The 16,093-nt window shown below is 59.4% G+C and carries 23 protein-coding genes and 1 riboswitch; of the genes, 2 read left to right on the top strand and 21 right to left on the bottom strand.

The genetic code is table 11. The features are described 5' to 3' along the window. Positions 1-132: 132 nt before the first annotated feature. The 3 genes from rpmF to hslO all read right to left on the bottom strand — a co-directional run bounded on the left by rpmF (position 133) and on the right by hslO (position 1,877). Positions 133-315: a 50S ribosomal protein L32 gene (gene rpmF / locus ACTLLP_RS02915; protein WP_441060567.1), complete on the bottom strand. Its 183-nt coding sequence runs from the start codon at positions 313-315 to the stop codon at positions 133-135. Further along, positions 296-820, bottom strand: coding sequence for a YceD family protein (locus ACTLLP_RS02910; RefSeq protein WP_441061600.1), 525 nt, complete (start codon positions 818-820; stop codon positions 296-298). The genes rpmF and ACTLLP_RS02910 overlap by 20 nt, the downstream gene beginning before the upstream one ends. A gap of 136 nt (positions 821-956) precedes the next feature. After that, entirely contained in the window at positions 957-1,877 is a 921-nt protein-coding gene (hslO, locus tag ACTLLP_RS02905; protein WP_441060565.1) for an Hsp33 family molecular chaperone HslO, read from the bottom strand. A gap of 246 nt (positions 1,878-2,123) precedes the next feature. Here hslO and ACTLLP_RS02900 point away from each other — a divergent pair, with 246 nt between their 5' ends. After that, positions 2,124-2,519 carry a desulfoferrodoxin gene (locus ACTLLP_RS02900; protein WP_441060563.1) on the top strand — a complete coding sequence of 132 codons (396 nt, stop codon included), beginning with the start codon at positions 2,124-2,126 and terminating at the stop codon, positions 2,517-2,519. A gap of 21 nt (positions 2,520-2,540) precedes the next feature. Continuing rightward, positions 2,541-2,705: a rubredoxin gene (locus ACTLLP_RS02895; protein WP_441060561.1), complete on the top strand. Its 165-nt coding sequence runs from the start codon at positions 2,541-2,543 to the stop codon at positions 2,703-2,705. A gap of 34 nt (positions 2,706-2,739) precedes the next feature. Here the strand turns inward: ACTLLP_RS02895 and ACTLLP_RS02890 are convergent, their stop codons facing one another. The 18 genes from ACTLLP_RS02890 to ACTLLP_RS02805 all read right to left on the bottom strand — a co-directional run bounded on the left by ACTLLP_RS02890 (position 2,740) and on the right by ACTLLP_RS02805 (position 16,091). Continuing rightward, positions 2,740-2,970 (bottom strand): hypothetical protein, encoded by a 231-nt coding sequence (locus ACTLLP_RS02890; RefSeq protein ID WP_441060559.1) that lies wholly within the window; start codon positions 2,968-2,970, stop codon positions 2,740-2,742. Positions 2,971-3,006: 36 nt separating this feature from the next. Continuing rightward, positions 3,007-3,786, bottom strand: a complete 780-nt coding sequence (locus ACTLLP_RS02885; RefSeq protein WP_441060557.1) for a slipin family protein — start codon at positions 3,784-3,786, stop codon at positions 3,007-3,009. Positions 3,787-3,790: 4 nt separating this feature from the next. Then, positions 3,791-5,080 carry an NfeD family protein gene (locus ACTLLP_RS02880; protein WP_441060555.1) on the bottom strand — a complete coding sequence of 430 codons (1,290 nt, stop codon included), beginning with the start codon at positions 5,078-5,080 and terminating at the stop codon, positions 3,791-3,793. A 159-nt stretch (positions 5,081-5,239) separates the two neighbouring features. Continuing rightward, positions 5,240-5,863: a precorrin-8X methylmutase gene (locus ACTLLP_RS02875; protein ID WP_441060553.1), complete on the bottom strand. Its 624-nt coding sequence runs from the start codon at positions 5,861-5,863 to the stop codon at positions 5,240-5,242. Next, positions 5,860-6,240, bottom strand: a complete 381-nt coding sequence (locus ACTLLP_RS02870; RefSeq protein ID WP_441060551.1) for a sirohydrochlorin chelatase — start codon at positions 6,238-6,240, stop codon at positions 5,860-5,862. The genes ACTLLP_RS02875 and ACTLLP_RS02870 overlap by 4 nt, the downstream gene beginning before the upstream one ends. After that, a complete protein-coding gene (gene cobK / locus ACTLLP_RS02865; RefSeq protein WP_441060549.1) occupies positions 6,237-7,004 on the bottom strand; it encodes a precorrin-6A reductase in 768 nt (255 codons plus the stop codon). Before cobK ends, ACTLLP_RS02870 begins: the two co-directional genes overlap by 4 nt. Next, positions 7,001-7,726: a precorrin-3B C(17)-methyltransferase gene (cobJ, locus tag ACTLLP_RS02860; protein ID WP_441060547.1), complete on the bottom strand. Its 726-nt coding sequence runs from the start codon at positions 7,724-7,726 to the stop codon at positions 7,001-7,003. Before cobJ ends, cobK begins: the two co-directional genes overlap by 4 nt. Then, entirely contained in the window at positions 7,711-8,766 is a 1,056-nt protein-coding gene (locus tag ACTLLP_RS02855) for a cobalt-precorrin 5A hydrolase (RefSeq protein WP_441060545.1), read from the bottom strand. The genes cobJ and ACTLLP_RS02855 overlap by 16 nt, the downstream gene beginning before the upstream one ends. Further along, positions 8,763-9,515 carry a precorrin-4 C(11)-methyltransferase gene (cobM, locus tag ACTLLP_RS02850; RefSeq protein WP_441060543.1) on the bottom strand — a complete coding sequence of 251 codons (753 nt, stop codon included), beginning with the start codon at positions 9,513-9,515 and terminating at the stop codon, positions 8,763-8,765. Before cobM ends, ACTLLP_RS02855 begins: the two co-directional genes overlap by 4 nt. 12 nt (positions 9,516-9,527) lie before the next feature. Beyond that, complete coding sequence (cobI, locus tag ACTLLP_RS02845; RefSeq protein ID WP_441060541.1) at positions 9,528-10,229, bottom strand: precorrin-2 C(20)-methyltransferase; 702 nt, start codon at positions 10,227-10,229, stop codon at positions 9,528-9,530. Beyond that, complete coding sequence (gene cbiT / locus ACTLLP_RS02840) at positions 10,230-10,772, bottom strand: precorrin-6Y C5,15-methyltransferase (decarboxylating) subunit CbiT (RefSeq protein ID WP_441061597.1); 543 nt, start codon at positions 10,770-10,772, stop codon at positions 10,230-10,232. A gap of 52 nt (positions 10,773-10,824) precedes the next feature. Next, a complete protein-coding gene (cbiD, locus tag ACTLLP_RS02835; protein WP_441060539.1) occupies positions 10,825-12,555 on the bottom strand; it encodes a cobalt-precorrin-5B (C(1))-methyltransferase CbiD in 1,731 nt (576 codons plus the stop codon). Between the two features lie 2 nt (positions 12,556-12,557). Beyond that, positions 12,558-13,355 carry an energy-coupling factor ABC transporter ATP-binding protein gene (locus tag ACTLLP_RS02830; RefSeq protein WP_441060537.1) on the bottom strand — a complete coding sequence of 266 codons (798 nt, stop codon included), beginning with the start codon at positions 13,353-13,355 and terminating at the stop codon, positions 12,558-12,560. 33 nt (positions 13,356-13,388) lie between these two features. Continuing rightward, positions 13,389-14,123: a cobalt ECF transporter T component CbiQ gene (gene cbiQ / locus ACTLLP_RS02825; RefSeq protein ID WP_441060535.1), complete on the bottom strand. Its 735-nt coding sequence runs from the start codon at positions 14,121-14,123 to the stop codon at positions 13,389-13,391. Then, positions 14,120-14,392, bottom strand: a complete 273-nt coding sequence (locus ACTLLP_RS02820; RefSeq protein WP_441060533.1) for an energy-coupling factor ABC transporter substrate-binding protein — start codon at positions 14,390-14,392, stop codon at positions 14,120-14,122. The genes cbiQ and ACTLLP_RS02820 overlap by 4 nt, the downstream gene beginning before the upstream one ends. Continuing rightward, positions 14,385-15,122 (bottom strand): energy-coupling factor ABC transporter permease, encoded by a 738-nt coding sequence (locus tag ACTLLP_RS02815; protein WP_441061595.1) that lies wholly within the window; start codon positions 15,120-15,122, stop codon positions 14,385-14,387. The genes ACTLLP_RS02820 and ACTLLP_RS02815 overlap by 8 nt, the downstream gene beginning before the upstream one ends. A gap of 134 nt (positions 15,123-15,256) precedes the next feature. Further along, positions 15,257-15,448, bottom strand: a riboswitch (cobalamin riboswitch). Between the two features lie 3 nt (positions 15,449-15,451). Continuing rightward, positions 15,452-15,718 carry a hypothetical protein gene (locus ACTLLP_RS02810; RefSeq protein ID WP_441060531.1) on the bottom strand — a complete coding sequence of 89 codons (267 nt, stop codon included), beginning with the start codon at positions 15,716-15,718 and terminating at the stop codon, positions 15,452-15,454. A 25-nt stretch (positions 15,719-15,743) separates the two neighbouring features. Next, a complete protein-coding gene (locus ACTLLP_RS02805; protein WP_441060529.1) occupies positions 15,744-16,091 on the bottom strand; it encodes a 4Fe-4S ferredoxin in 348 nt (115 codons plus the stop codon). Between the last annotated feature and the right edge of the window lie 2 nt (positions 16,092-16,093).

Below are 16,093 nucleotides of genomic sequence, written 5' to 3'. Positions count from 1 at the left end.
TCCGATGAAGATTTTCTCTTCACCCCGCTGCAGCAACGGATAAAGATATTTCTGCGCCCGCCTCCGGCTTTCCTGCTTAAAGATTTAAGGCCACACCCGCGTGGCCTTAAAATCACAGATAACCGGAAAAGATTAAGCTTTCTCCTCGGCCATCACTTGCCGGCCCTTATAATAACCGCAATTGGGGCACACGGCGTGAGGGCGCTTGGGGGCTTTGCAGCGCTGGCAAAGAGTCAAGGTTGGTGTCTCAGCCTTATAATGCGCCCGGCGCATCCTCTTCCTCTGCTTAGATGCTCTACTCTGCGGCACTCCCATTTTTCCCACCTCCTTCTTCAGAGCTAAGCCATTTGCCCAATTCAGCCCAACGGGGATCAAGTGGCGCGAGGGAACAGGAGCAGGGCCCCTGGTTGAGATCGTGCCCGCACTCGGGGCAGAGACCGGCACAATCTTCACGGCAAAGCGGCTTCATGGGGAGGGCCAACACTAGACTCTCCAGCACGCAAGGAGCAAGATCTAGCTCTTCCCCGCTTAATTCCTGGTCTTTTTCGCCTTCGGGCAACAGACGCCACTTCTCTTCCCAGCGCGTCTTCAAAGTGTAAGGGAAGGGCTTGAGACAACGGCTACAGTTCAATTCCACCACGGTCAAAACTTCGCCCACAGCCAACAAATAGGTGCGGGCGTTGGTGAGAGTTAGATCTAATTCCACCGGAACCAGCAGAGGAAGTTTTTGACCTCCTTCACCTGCCAAAAAGTCGAGGCGCTCCCTGATTACGTAACGGCGGCTTTCTGCCGGCGTTTTCTTCAACTGCGCCACGTTCACCTTAAACAAAGCTCGCTCACCTCAATCGAAACTTCATTATAAATGGCAACCTCGTCCTCGTCAACAAAGCAGGGACTTGGACTTAATGAGGAGAGAAAAACGACGAACCGCCTTTTTCTTACGCCGCAGTTTTAGCTTAAAGCTCTAACCCCCGCTCCGATCTGGCCGGGGGCGCCCGACGAATCAATTCTTCCAACTCTTCTCGGCTGAAACGGTACACCTGATTGCAAAAACCGCAGCGAGCTTCCACCTGGCCCTGCTCCACCAGTAACGCCTCCAGTTCCTCCCGTCCCAGAAGCATAAGAACCTCGGCTAAGCGCTCTCTTGAACAATCGCAGGCGAAGGCAAAGCTTTGTCGAGCCAGGATGGTGGGGGAAAAACCCTGTAGCAACCGCTCGATAAGATCCTCCGGGGTGCAGCCCTCAGCCAGCAGGCGAGATACCGATCCCACCGCTGCCACATTAGCTTCTAACTGCGAGGCCACTGCTTCCTCAACTCCCGGCAGTAGTTGAACAATATAGCCCCCTGCCGCTCGCACCTCTCCCTCCGCATCCAATAACACCCCTAGCCCCACCGCCGCCGGGGTTTGCTCCGAAACGGTGAAGTAATAGGCCAGGTCTTTTCCTATCTCGCCCGATACCAGCGGCACGCAACCGTGATAGGGTTCCCGCAAACCCAAATCCTTCACGACATAAAGTTTCCCCTCGCCCACCGCTTGCGCCACGTCCAGTTTCCCCGTCGCGTTTAGAGGCAGATAGACGTGGGGCTCTTGGATGTAACCTTTTATCTTGCCGTCGCGGACGGTAGCCACCATCATGCCCGCCGGGCCGTCCCCTTCCACCCGGATGGTCAAGGTTTGCCGATCCTTAAGCATGGCACCCATCAAGGCCGCCGCTGTGAGTAGTCGCCCCAACGCAGCGGTAGCGGTGAATGAGGTGCCATGTAAGCTCTTGGCATTCTGCACCAACTCCGAACTCCGGGCAGCTAGGGCCAGAATCTGCCCCTGGCCAGCCACTGCCCGGACTAGATAATCGCGGCCACCAGAAATATTGGCCAAGGCCCATCACCTTCCTCGCCGAGGGCGTAAACCTAAAAAGCCGGACGTGCTACCGCCGGCCTGCACCCTCACATTGGATCTTATCGTTCCCGCTCACCCACTACCATGATAGCGCTCTCACCTCCGCTGAAGCAAGATCGAGCGCTGCCTCGAAAATTTTCCGATCCACCAGCAGGAAAAAGCAGGGTGCAAAAAGAATATAAAAAGCGAGGTTAAAACCATTTTAACTTGAGGAGGAGAAAGCGCATGACGGAAATGTTTCAGATTTACAAGTGCAATATCTGCGGCAACGTCGTCGAAGTGCTGCATACCGGACAGGGACAATTAGTCTGTTGCGGGCAACCTATGGAACTCAAGGAAGAGAAGCGGGAGGACGCGGGCCAGGAAAAGCACGTGCCAGTGATCGAGCCGCGCAACGGTAAGATAAAGGTACGTGTGGGTGAAGTGCCTCACCCCATGGAAGAAGCCCATTACATCGAGTGGATCGAATTACACACGGGAGAGCACCTGGAGCGAGTTCATCTCAAGCCGGGCGATCCTCCCGAGGCAACTTTCCTCTGCCCCTTTGGTACCCCTCTTTACGCCCGGGCTTACTGCAATATCCACGGGCTCTGGCGGCAAGATACTTTCCCCAAAAAATAAGGATACCAGGAGGTATCTGGTATGCTGCTGAAATGGCGATGCCGCGTGTGCGGCTATATCTACGATCCGGAAGAGGGAGACCCTCCGGAAATCCCCCCGGGAACCGACTTCGAAAATGTACCGGAAGAGTGGGTCTGCCCCGTGTGTGGGGCCGAAAAGAATCTATTCGATCCCATAACTCGGTAGGACAAACTTCGGCACGCAGTGAGAGAGGGCTTCCTTATTCAGGGAAGCCCTCTCTCACTGCAGCGTTGAGTTTTTCCAGCATCTCGTCCAGTGGAAGTTCTAAGTGCCTGGCCACCTCTTCCAAACTCTCGAAAAGAGCGGTGCAGCAGATGCAAACCCCAGTGCGAGCCTCATATTCGCGGAAAACCTTGATGGTTTGCGGAAAGGTAGCTACCACGTCGAAAACCGTTTCTTGCGGGCCTATTACTACCATAATCCCACCCAACCCTAGTTCCTGCTGCGATCGCTTTCTATAGCATATCTACGACGCGGCTTCGCCTTTTCCTGCCGCGCGCCCCTCCATCATTTGCATCAAAGGACGCAGCATCTCCAGAGGCAAGGGGAAAACAATGGTGCTGGCGTTTTCCGCCGCTATCTCCCGGAGGGTCTGCAAGTAGCGAAGCTGGATGGTAGCTGGCTCGGTGGCAATTATGCGCGCTGCTTCAGCCAGTTTTTGCGCCGCCTGGAACTCGCCTTCGGCATGAATGATCTTGGCTCGGCGCTCCCGCTCGGCCTCGGCCTGAGCAGCCATCGCCCTCTGCAACGAAGCGGGGAGCTCTACATCGCGCACTTCGACCAGACTCACTTTAATTCCCCAGGGCTCGGTTCCTTCGTCGATGATTTGTTGCAGGCGCTGGTTAATGGTCTCCCGGTGAGCCAAGAGCTCGTCGAGCTCGGATTGCCCCAGCACCGAACGCAAAGTGGTCTGGGCCAGCTGCGAGGTAGCGAAAACCGGATCGAGCACCTTGATCACCGCGTCCACCGGGTTGATGACTCGAAAATAGGCCACAGCGTTCACCTTCACCGTGACGTTGTCGCGAGTGATCACCTCTTGGGTGGGAACTTCCAGGGTGACCACGCGCAGATCTACCTTACGCATTCTCTCGATAAAAGGAATCAGGAGAAAAAGACCCGGGCCTCGTGCCCCCACGCACCGACCCAGGCGGAAAATAACCCCGCGCTCGTATTCCTGAACGATGCGGATGGAAGCAGCCAGCAGCATCAAAGCCAAAACGAATAGGGTAGCCATGAAGGAAAACATCTCTCTACCTCCTTGTAACTTTCAATTTAAGGCCTTCTTTGCCCACTACCAATACTTTCTCCCCAACCCTGGCTTCCCCTGCTTCCAATTCGGCTTGCCAGAGCTCGCCTTCCAGGAAAACCATGCCGGAAGGAGCAAGGGGGGTACGTACCTCCGCCAGCTTACCGATTAATTCTTCCTCACCGGTTTGCACTTTTCGCTTCTGTCCCCGCACCACCGCGGTGACCAGGATAGCCATCAGCGCAGCCAGCGTGACGCTCATGGCGGTTATGAGCCCGGCGCTTACCCCGACTCCCTGGGGACGAATACTAAAAAGCATCAGGGAGCCCAACACAAATCCTATTACCCCACCGGTGGCCAGAATACCGTGAGTAGGCGCGAAGACTTCGGCCACAAAAAAACCGAAGGATAGGAGCAGTAAAAGCAAACCGCCCCAGTAAGCATCAAGAGTTCCTAAACTGTACAGGGCTACCAGCAAGGCGATCCCACCCACCACTCCGGGGATGATGAGTCCCGGATGGTAAATTTCTACCAACAACCCAATCATCCCTATGGTGAGCAACAGGTAGGCTATATCGGGAGTGAGGATGGATGAGAGCACCTCCTCCGAGCGGCTTAGTGGGACTTCCTCGCAGGTGGCGTGGGAGAGGGACAAAATGACCTTTTGTCCTCCGGCGAGAGTAACCTCTTTGCCGTCCAGCTGCTGCAAAAGGGCAGCTTGGTCGGGGGCAACTACATCGATGAGGTGTTCTCGCAGCGCCTCGTCAGCCGAAAAGGACCGGCTTTCGGTGACCATCGCTTCGGCGAGGGCAGCGTTGCGAGAACGCATCTGGGCCAGAGAACGCATCCAGGCCGCGGCGTCAGCCGTTACCTTTTTCATCGCGATTTCGTCCTGCTCCTGGCCTCCACCGGCCACCGGATGGGCCGCTCCGATACGCGTCCCCGGAGCCATAGCCGCCACGTTGGCCCCCATAGTGATGAAGGCACCGGCCGAAGCTGCCCAGCCCCCGGCAGGAGTAACGTAAACAATAACCGGCACTCGCGCATTAACTTCCCGAGCAACAATCTTCTGAGTGGCGCTGTAAAGACCCCCAGGGGTATTCAGCCTTATAAGGCAAGCTGCAGCGCCCTGGCGCTCGGCTAACTCGATGCCCCGATCCAGATAATGAACCGTGACAGGCATGATAGGACCGTCGACGGTCAGGATCACCACCTTGGGATCAGCTGCTCGTCCTGCTCCGCCGGGCAAGAGCAATAGCAATGGCAACAGAAAAAGCCAACACCAACGGTACATCGGCCATAAAACCTCCCTAGGTATAGGTTCGCCAAAACCGCTTGAAAAACCTGCGCTGCTCCTCAGAAAAAATCTTCTAAGAAAAAATCACTCCGGCCAGCCGTGGCGCCGCACCGGAGTAAAAACTCAGTTCTACCCTGAGAGCAAAACCACCAGCGACTACGACGGTCGTAAGCGCGCCATAATCACCAGAGCGTTGATTACCGCCGCCGCTACCGCGCTTCCGCCTCTAGTGCCCTGGAGCAGCATGACTGCGAGCTCGGTGTCCCAAACTGCTTCCTTAATTTCAGCTGCTCCCACCATCCCCACCGGCACTGCCACCACCAACGCCGGCTTTATTCCCGCCCGGTAAGCCTCCAGCACCCCCACCAGAGCGGTGGGAGCGTTGCCCACGGCTACCAAGCTCCCTTCCAGTTCCTGGCTCAGCAAGCGCATTCCCGCCAAGGCACGGGTAACACTCGCCTCGGTAGCCAGTTCCTCTGCTCCCGGCTGGCTAACCGCCACTCGCACCGGGCCGGGATACCGGTGGCGCACTCCAGCGGCCACCATCTCCACATCGCAAACCAATGACGCTCCCCTGCTAACCGCTTCGATTCCGGCCACCACCGCTTTCGGGCGAAAGCGGATCTCCTTCGCCAGCTCGGGATCACCGGTGGCGTGGATCACCCGCTTAACCACTTCCAGTTCCTCCGGAGTGAAGCGGTGGCGGTAGGGGGCCACTGCCGCCTCTACGCGACGGAAACTCTCCGCCTCGATGGCGCGGGGGTCAAGCAGAAAACTCATCCCCTAGCCTCCCGCAAGCGATCGGATAGGATGGGGAGTAAGCGGGGATCAAAGCCAATGGGACGAGCCAAGCGGAAAGTTACGCGGGGATAAAGCTTGGACAATTCGTCCAACAGAGCCGGGACGTCTTCCTGCAAATGCAGTCCCGCGGTGAGAAAAACCGGCAACACTACCACTCTTTCCACCCCTTGAGCCACCAGCTTGGCCGCCGCCTCCGGCAATTTTTGCCGGGGAGCTCGGGGATTCATCCAGGCCGGCTCCATCCTTTGCTCGGGGTGTAATTTTTGCAGCGCCTCCGTCACCTCGACGATAAATTGGTTAGCCTCGTCCACGGCTTCCCGGCTGCCGTGCCCTAGAACCACAACACCCTCTTTCATTTCTTCACTCCTTTCGCGTGCTGCTCGATGGCCAGAAAGAGTTCTTCCAAGCAATAAAAAGCCCCTGCCGGCTCGGGTGGTCGGCGCACCAACACCACCGGCAAGCCCAAAGACCAAGCGGCGTGCAGCTTGGCTTCCATTCCGCCCGCCGTTCCGCTTTCTTTGGTCACCACCACGGTGGCTTGGTAAGTGCGGAAGAGAGCTCGGTTCAATTCCTGATCGAAAGGTCCGGTGAGAGCCACGATATTCCGGTGGGATAGGCCCAGTTGCAAGCAAGTGGACACGGTTTCCGGATCGGGCAAGCAGCGCACCACCACCTGACACCCCGCCTCTCGCGCCCGGGAGAGGAAAATGGGAAGGGTGCGGGTACCAGTGGTAAGGAAAAGCACCGGCCCTTTTTTGACCGCCTCCTCGGCTGCAGCCTCAAAACTGGAGCAGGGGTAGAGCAAGGGGTGGACGGGCAGGGGAGAAAAAGGGCGGGCCCAGCGAAAGTAGGGCAAAGAGGCGCGGGCGCAAGCCTCCCGGATCTGGCAACGCAATTCAGTGGCAAAGGGGTGCGCGGCGTCCACCACCAACGAAACGCGGCGCTGGCGAAAAAGCTCCAGGAAAGCGGCGGCGTCACGGCGGCCCACCACCGTTTCCCCTTCGGCGGCGAAAGCCCGCCCCAATGGGGTAGCAAGGCTCACCAGCACCGGATAACCGGCCTGGCGTAGCCGGTGCGCCAATTCTCGCCCCTCGCTGGTACCACCCAGTACCAGGATCACCGACACTCATACCCCCGCGGAGTTATCATCCATCCGTTGCTGATCGTAGTCTGAGAATTACCTACCACTACCAGGGCACGCATATCTACCGGCTCCTGGTCCAGCCGGGCTACCGTGGTCAGCGTTCGGCGGCTACCAGGCCGGGTGGCGTCCCAGACCACGCCCACCGGAGTGGAACCCGGACGCTCCGACTGGATAAGCTCCACCGCTTGGCGCCACTTATCCTGCCGACGAGAACTGGAAGGATTATAAAGCACCAGCACGAAGTCAGCTTCTATCGCTGCCCGCAAGCGCCGGAGGATGAGAGACCAGGGGGTGAGCAAATCACTGAGGCTGATAACCGCAAAGTCGTGCCCTAGCGGAGCTCCCAGCATGGCGGCCACCGCTGTGGCTGCCGTTACCCCCGGCACCACCTCCACCGCCTCTCCTGCCTGCAAGGCGGCTTGCAAAACCGGCACGGCCATACCGTAAACGCCCGGATCGCCTCCGGAAACCACCACCACCCTCTTTCCCTGTTGCGCCTGCCGGACAGCCGCGCGAGCTCGCTCCATCTCCTCCCGCATCCGGCCAGGCAGCACCTCTTTTCCCTCCAGGTAAGGGGTTATCCCCTCCAAATAGGTGCGGTAACCTACAATCACTTCCGCTTGCTCCAGATAAGCCGCAGCGCGAAAAGTCAGATCGGCCAAATTACCGGGCCCCACTCCCACTACGGCCAGTCGCACTCGGCCAAAGCCACCGTCACACCGGGGAAGATCCGCTTCGATACCAGGAGCTGCTTCCCGCCCGCTGCCAGGGCCGCGTTGGCGCATACGTTTCCCACCCCCATCCGTTTTAACACTTGCTCACTAACGGGGAGAGGAGCGGGCCAGGTCCTTTCCACCAGGGCCAACTCCTCCACCGAGAAGAATCGCAGTGGCAAACCCAGAGCCAGCGCCACCGCCACCAAGCCCTGCTCATCCCGCTTGGCCTCCACGCTGGCTATGCATTTGATAGCGGGCAGAGCCCAGCCCGCCTCCTCCAGGGTCACCTCCAGAGCCTCCCGGATCTGCCCGGCTTCCACTCCCCGTCGACACCCTATCCCCACCACCAGCTTTCGAGGACAGAGTAGCAAAAAAGGCGGGGGCTGAGGACAGCGCCGGGCAGTGACCAGAACGGTTATAGCGCCGCTCTCGGACAATATCTGGTCCGAGTTCCAGAGAAAGCGTCTCACCCGCTCTGGCCAGGGAAGGGGGAGAAGAGGTAGTTGTTCATCCCAATAAAGCAGGATTTCCTCTCCCTCCAGTAGACTCCGAGTAGCGCGCGGCAAATGATCGCGGGGATAAAGGGCCAAACCGTACTGGCGGGCAAAAGAATCCCAGGAGATCAAACCCAAAGCATCGCTAGCGGTGGTAATCACCGGCACTGCTCCTAAAACCGCAGCCAATTCCGTGGCCAATTCGTTAGCTCCGTGATGTCCACCTAGCAAACTCACAGCGAAACGCCCCGCTTCGTCCAGCACCACCACCGGGGGATCAAAATACTTATCCCGCAAATGAGAAGCCAGCAGACGCACAGCTATCCCCACCGCCCCCACCCAGATCAACCCTTCAACACGAGGAAAAAGAGCGGCTATTAGCTGCGGCAAGGAGTGGTAGGTTTCTTTCCCTTCCTCCCTTAAACGCTGGGGGAGATAGATCTTCAGAGGTCCGGGCCACTTTCGCTCCAATTTGCGAACCAGCTCCCTCCCCCGCTGGCCCAAAACCACTACCGCCAATTCTTTCATGACTTACCCTTCCGGTAAGTGTGGCTGAAATTAGGGTGGTACAGGCAGGAGGGAGAACCCTCTCCTCGAAGAAAGTCACCCACCAGTACCAGGGCGGTACGGGTAATCTTTTCCCGCTTGGCCATCAACGCCAAGTCTTTCAGCCGGCCAAGCAATACCCTCTCCTCCGGCCAAGTTACTTTTTCCAGCAGGGCCACCGGGGTTTCGGAAGGGTATCCCTCCATCAGTGCCGCACTTGCCTTCTCCAACAGGGAAGCACTGAGGAAAAGGCAAAGGCTGGCTCTATGCTTGGCCAAAGCACTCAGATCTTCTTTCACCGGCGTGCGACCAGCCACCCGGGTAAGGATCAGGGTCTGTGTGACTCCGGGTAGGGTGTACTCTTTTTTTAACCGGGCCGCCGCCGCCAGAAAGGAGCTCACTCCAGGAACCACTTCGCAGGGTACCCCGCGGCGCTCCAACTCGGCGATTAACTCGGCCAGCGCTCCATACAGGCTAGGATCGCCGGAGGAGAGGCGCACCACCGTGCGATCGGACCGAGCTCCCTCCTCCAGCAAGCGCACGATCTCGTCTAGGTCTAGTTCGGCGCTGTTATAGCAGCGAGCTCGGGGCGAAAGGTAACGCAGGAGCCCAGGAGGGATCAGAGAGCCAGCGTAGACCACTAGATCGGCTTCCCTCAACAGTCGCGCCCCTTTCACCGTGATTAATTCGGGATCACCCGGGCCTGCTCCCACGATGTAAACCGGTCTCATTTTCCTCGCCTCCTAGATCCGCGAGCGGTGAAGTATAATCTGGGAGAGGTAAGATGCCTGTTTTACCGTTGCTGCCGGATTCGCCCGAGCCGCTGGAGTGCTGCAATGCTCCACCACCTGGGCCCGGTCCAGGCAACCGCGCTCGGCCAGCAGTGCCCGCAATCTTTCCCAATAACGCCCGCCTTTGAGGAAAACCAGGCAATCGCACCCCGCGGGCCAGACTTCGTCAGCTGGGGAGCCGGTCACTGGCAGCACTGCTAAGCGCTCGTTCGCTTGGACCCATACCCCCGCCAGAGCCATGCAGGCGGCTAGAGAACTCACCCCCGGTACCACCGCCGTCTGAGTTTCCGGAGCCAGGTCCAGCACTGCTTGGCGCAGATAAGGGAAAGTGCTGTAGAAAGAAGGATCGCCCAGGGTGACGAAGGCCACATCCTTTCCTTGCCGCAGCCGGGCTAGCACCTGGGAAGCTGCTTCCCGCCAGGCCCCTTCCAAGACCTTCCGATCCCGCGTCATGGGAAAGTGGAGCAGCAGGAGCTCTTTTGACCGGAGCTTTTCTCCCAGCAAGGAGGCTACCACCTCTCCAGACAGGCTCTCCCCTTCTTCCCGCGAACGGGGAGCGCAGATGACTGGCACTTTCTCTAGCAGTCTTAGCGCCTTGAGGGTGATGAGCTCCGGGTCGCCCGGTCCCACCCCCACGCCGTAAAGAGTAGCCATTTATCTCCCCTCCCCCGGTTTCTCGGCCACCACCAGAAAGATGGGGTTTCCCCCTTTGAGGAGGCAGCGCGAACCCACTTTCTCTCCTCGGACCAGCGTCATCCCCAGGAGCTCCGCTTCCCAGCCCGAAGTATCGGCCCAGCGATAAGCCTCCCAGAGGGTGTCCAGGGTGACTCCGGTTATCGCCACCCGCCCCCCGGGTAAAAGCCTTTCTCCCACCACTTTCAGGATGGGTCCCAGCTTGCCCCCGCTTCCCCCCACGAAAACCCGGTGGGGCGAAGGGAGAGAAAGCAGGACCTCCGGCGCCTCTCCCTCCAGAATCGCCAGGTTGCCGAGTTCCCAGCGAGACGCGTTGGCCCTGGCCACGGCCACCCGCTTTAGATCCCGTTCCACGGCGTAAACCTTCCCTTCGGGCCGGAGCAGGCGCGCCGCCTCTACCGCCACCGCTCCTGTCCCCGTACCCAAATCCCAAAAAATCTGTCCTGGTGCCAGGCGCAGCTTGGCCAGGGCCACCACCCGGACCTCCTGCCGGGTAAGGGGCACGGCTGAGCACCGAAAGCAAGTGTCCGGTAAACCAGGGGTGACAAAAGGAAAATCAGGCAAATACTATCACCACCGCGTTAGACCAATCTCCTTCCAGTTTCGCCAACCCTTCCGCTTTACCCTGCCAGCTCTTTTCCTGGGGCAAGGTAAGGTCAGCCCCGACCGCTACCGGTAGATGGCCGAAACCCCCCTCGGCCATCGTCTCGCCCACCCGTTGCGGTGGGAAGGACGGCCCAGTGAAAATCACCAATGTCCCTCCCCGTCGCAACTCGGACAGCAGTTCCTCTTCGGTGCCTCGCCCATGGAGGCTCATAAAACGAGCCTCTTCGTAACCGCGGCCTAGACGGGCAAAAAGAGCGGCAACAGCGCTTATTCCCGGGATCACCTGGATGCGAAGATTAGGAAAGCGGCGTCGGAACGTTCCCAGCAAGCTAAAAAGTCCCGGATCGCCCGAAACTAACACCACTACCGGGAGAGAAGCACTTTGCTGCACCAGGCAGGACAGAAAGGAGTCCATAGGTACCGGCAGAGGGTCACCGGTCAATCCCAGGCGTTGTAAGACCTTAGGGACCCCTACCAGCCGGCCGGCCTGCCGGATCAATCGCCAAGCCGCCGGAGTAAGGCAGGTCGGAGCTCCGGGCCCCACTCCCACCAGGTAAAGACCGGGGGGAAGGGCCGAAGGACAGCCGCCAGGCAGCTCGACCCCCAGGCAGGCAGCTAACGCCGCCGCCCCTTCACTTTGCCCCAGCAGATTGCCGCTCCGGTCGAAAAGCACTGCTTCCACCCGAAGATTTTCCCCGCTGAACTCCCGGGCCCGAGCAGCAGCGCGCGTCGCCACCCGGTACCACACAAGCTCTAAGTTCTCTTTGGTCAGCCATTCCGTCGCCTCCTCTACCGTTGCCGCTTCTAATATACGCTGCACCAAAAAAGGCGAAGCCCCCTCCACCGCTGCTAGAGCCGCCAGCACTTCCCTGCGGGCATCGGCTACCCGGCTGTGGGTGTTAAAAATCCCTCCCGCCACTTTTAAAAGCTTTCCCGCTTGCCCCCAGAGGATCACTCCCTCCACTCCCGCCTCGGCGCAGTGCTGCAAGAGAAAGCCCACGTAATTAGCCATGGGCACCACCGCCGCTGCCGGGAAGCCGTAACTTAAGGCCAGCTTCTCAGCGGAACGCCCCGGGACCAAAACCAAAACACGCTGCCCCTCCGCCACCGCCACGTTTACCGCCGCCTTGAGGCTTTCCCGGTAGGCTTCTTCGGAGAAGGGAATCACCACCCCGGTGGTACCCAGGATGGAAATCCCTCCCACTATGCCCAGCCGGGGGTTAAAGGTGCGGGCCGCCACCTTCTCTCCACCCGGAACGCTTATGGCGATGACCGCCCCTTGCCCCGGAGACAATACTTTTCTTACCGCCTCCAGGATCATCTGCCGCGGTCCCGGGTTTATGGCCGGCTCTCCTGGGGGCACGGGCAGACCGGGGCGCGTCACCACCCCTACCCCCGGCCCTCCTTCCAACCGGAGCTCAGGAGCGGGAGCCACGGTGGCGTAGATGGTGAGTCCATGGGTGACATCAGGATCGTCCCCCGCGTCCTTCACCACCCCGCAGCGCGCCCATCCCTCCCCCTTCTCCGCCGAGGCTACTGGCAGCACGAGCTCTTTGCCCTGAGGGGTTTTTATTTTTACCTCTTCCACCAAAACGCCGTGGAAAAGAAGGAGGGCCGCCGCTTTGGCCGCCGCCGCAGCACAGGCGCCGGTGGTGTAGCCGTGACGCCAGGGCTTCTTCAACTCTATCCCTCCAGAAGCGCTACTAGCTCCTCCCAGCGGGTGGGAGGCGAACCGTCAGAACTCATCTTGCCCCTTTCTTTTAGCGCCTGATAAAGGCGCAGGACCACTGGCACAGCAAGCCCCACCTCTTCCATAAAATCGGCCTGCGCCAGGACCTCAGCCGGCCTCCCTTCGGCTACCAGCCTGCCCCGCCAGAGCACAAAGAGATGCTCGGCAAAGGAGTAGGCCAAATCCACATCCTGGGTGGAAAAGACTATGGTGCATCCCTTTAAGCCCGACAAGAAATGCAAAAGCCTCCTGGTCTGGCCCGGGTCCAGCCCCGCCGTGGGCTCGTCGAGCAGCAGCACCTCCGGTTCCAGCGCCAGCACCGCTGCTAGGCAGAGGCGTTTCTTCTGGCCGTAGCTCAGAAGATGTGGCGGCTTATACCTCTGGTCAAAAAGCTCCACGGCCTGCAAAGCCGTCCGCACCTTTTCCTCTACCAACTGCCCCTCGTACCCCCGAGCCCAGAGCCCCCAAGCCACCTCCTCCCAGACAGTAGGGGCCAGGAGCTGATCCTCCGGGTCCTGGAAGACGAGCCCCACCTTGCGGCGTAATTCTTCCAGTTCGCCGCGCCGGCAACTCAGTCCTCTTCCCCAGGAGCGCACCTCCCCTGCCGAAGGACGGAAGAGTCCCAGCCAGAGGAAGAAGAGAGTGGTCTTGCCCGAGCCGTTAGGCCCGATTAGGGCAACTCTCTTCCCCTCGGGTACACCCAGAGTAACCTCCCGCAGGGCCTCCGTGCCGTCCGGATAAGTAAAGCTCACCTTCACCGCCTCCAAAACGGGAGCCAGCCCACCTCACCTCCCTAAGCACCAAGCAAGCAAGAGCTCGACCCCGGCCCAGAGGCCGAAAAAGCCGAATTCCCGCCAGCGCAGGACCTGCGGGCGTCCCCGAAAAGCGAGCTCCTCCGCACCCCGCGCCATCAGAGCCAGGTAGTTCCGGTGGGCGCGGTGCTGGGCCAAGAGAAAAAGCTGGCGAACAAGCCCTGCCGCCACCCGCCAGGCCAGCCGTCCCCGCAGCCGGCCACCCCGCGCCAGTTGTGCCAGGCGCAGCCGGTTGGCGGTACGCAGGAGGCCAAAGAGGTGCCGGTAGGTCAGGATACAGATCTCCAGAAACAGGGCAGGAACGCCCAGCCGCCTGAGCAGAGCCAGGATCTCCCCTACGGGGGTGGTGAAAATCAAGAAGTAAAGGGCGGCGACGGCGGCCAGCGAACGGGACGCCACCGTCTCCGCCAGAGCAAGACCGGTATAGACCAGCCTCCCTTCTTTAAAGTCTAAGAGCAGGCTTACGAGGCCCAGGGAAAGGAAGCCGACCGGCAGAAGCAAAAGGCGCAGGTAAACGCGTAGGGGAATGCCGGCCCCCACCACGGTGAGTAAAGCCGCCGTTCCTCCTACAGCCAATCCTGCCAGGGGACGGTGCACAAGACAAGCTCCCACCAGCGCAGCCACCCCAAAGAGGAGCTTAGCCCCCGGATGCACCTCTCGCCAGCGGTTGTGGTAAGCCCAGTAATCGAAGGGAAGAAACTCGGTCATGACCTCTGCCGCCGCCCCTTGGAATAACCCAGGTAGTAAAAGACGAAACCGCTGCCTATAGCCGCTTGCAATGCGAAAAGCAGGCTTTCTATCTCCCCGCTCGGGGGCTCCCATAGAGGCTCGAACCAACGCTGATAATGAGGAGCCACCTCCTTAATCACCTCTTGGGCCTGGTCATCGGCGCCCCCGAAAGAATGCCCTTTACCCCACAGCAGGGGAAAAGCTATAAGGCCGGCCACCAGCAATAAGAGCAGAGCATTTTTAAGCACGGGCCGTCTCCTCCCTTCCTTCAGAAAGCACACCCAGAAGCTCCAACTCTTCCCGGTTATACTTGACCAGCAGGTTGAAGATCACCACGGTGAGAATCCCTTCGCTTATGGCTAAAGGCACCTGGGTTACGGCGAAAATGCCGGCGAACTTCAGAAATGAACCCCAGAAACTGCTGCCCGGGAAGGCCCAGGCCAGCTGGAAAGAGGTGGTGACGTAAGTAGCCCAGTCCCCCAACGTGGCGGCCAAGAAGACAGCCAGGCCCCTGGGAAGGCGTAAAGAGACACAGCCCTTATAGATGCCGTAGGAGACTAAGGGCCCCACCACAGCCATAGAAAAGGTGTTGGCCCCGAGGGTGGTTAAGCCCCCGTGCGCCAGTAAAAGGGCTTGGAAGAGGAGAACGATGAAGCCCAGGACGGTCATGGTGGTGGGGCCGAAAAGCACTGCTCCTAAGCCCACGCCGGTGGGGTGAGAGCAGCTGCCGGTAACCGAGGGAAGTTTGAGGGCCGAAAGCACAAAGGCGAAAGCTCCGGCTAAACCCACAAGCCACTTGAGGCGAGGATCACGGCGCACCTGGCGGCTAACGGAAAAGAAGCCTGCCAAAAGAAAGGGAAGCATAGCTACGTACCAGAAGAGGCACCACTTAGGAGGAAGAAAGCCCTCCATGATGTGCATGGCGTAGGCCGGTGAAGCCGCACCCAACAGAAGAAAGATAACTAGGCTGCCGGTCATCTTTTTCTTCGCCAAAGAGCACCACCCTTTCTAAGAAATTTTAAAACCCCGGTGCATCCCCTGTAGGACAGCCGGGGTTTTAAAGTCAAAAGGCACAAAAGACCCTTCTCCCGGCCTCCTTCCCGCGAAGGATGCCCCAGGACGCCACCGGGGCAGGTCTCCTGGCTCCCGTTCCTCGCCGCCGCCCGGCCTTCCCAGGCAGTCATCGCCCAGTGGCTTGGCAATTGAGCGGCAGCTCCCGGTTACAGTGGCGGGGCCGCGCAGGATTTGCACCTGCTTCCCTATTCTCCCCTCAAAGCAGGGGCACCCCAGTGGAACCTATGAACTTCTTAGCTCGCCCGCACCCGGTGCTTACCGGAAGAGAGCGACCGGGCCACCAGATGGCAAAGGGCCAAATTCACCTTTTCGTGCTCCGCTATCACCTCCCTCTCGGTGAGGGTGGGCCAGGAGAGGTAGCAAGAGGTGAAAGCTTGCCTGGGAAAGAACGCCCGAGTCTTTCCCAGCGCCGCAGGGTGAAGAAAGTGGACAAGTACTTGAGGCCGGAGAAACTGGGCACCAGCCGGAAGGACGCCAGCTTCCGGAACCGGGGCTGCCAAGCATAAGTCCCCTCCAGGTATCCGATCATCCTGCTTCACCCCCTTCCTCTACCTCCGCCAGGATCACATTTTCTAAGCGGCTGATACGCCCTTTACTGTCGATCAAAGTCCAAGTAATGCGGCGCTGGCCCAGGTGAGGAATAAGCCGTGCCGGTATGGGAGCCAGCTGATATTGAACCTGGGTCACTATGGCCTGGTGAGGGCAGCAAATGGTGCAGGTCATACAATCCCAGCACTCGCCCGGGTCACGACAGACAGCTTTACCCATGGACGGATCGATCATAAAAAGATTTCCAGGGCAAACGGAAACACACCGGGGATCATCCTCGTTTTGGCAGCCATCGCATTTGTCAGGCAAAACATAAGCGGGCAACA

It is taken from the genome of Desulfothermobacter acidiphilus (assembly GCF_052073645.1).
In the GTDB taxonomy this organism is placed as follows: domain Bacteria; phylum Bacillota; class Desulfotomaculia; order Desulfotomaculales; family Ammonificaceae; genus Desulfothermobacter; species Desulfothermobacter acidiphilus.
This window is presented reverse-complemented; position numbering and strand designations above follow the sequence as displayed.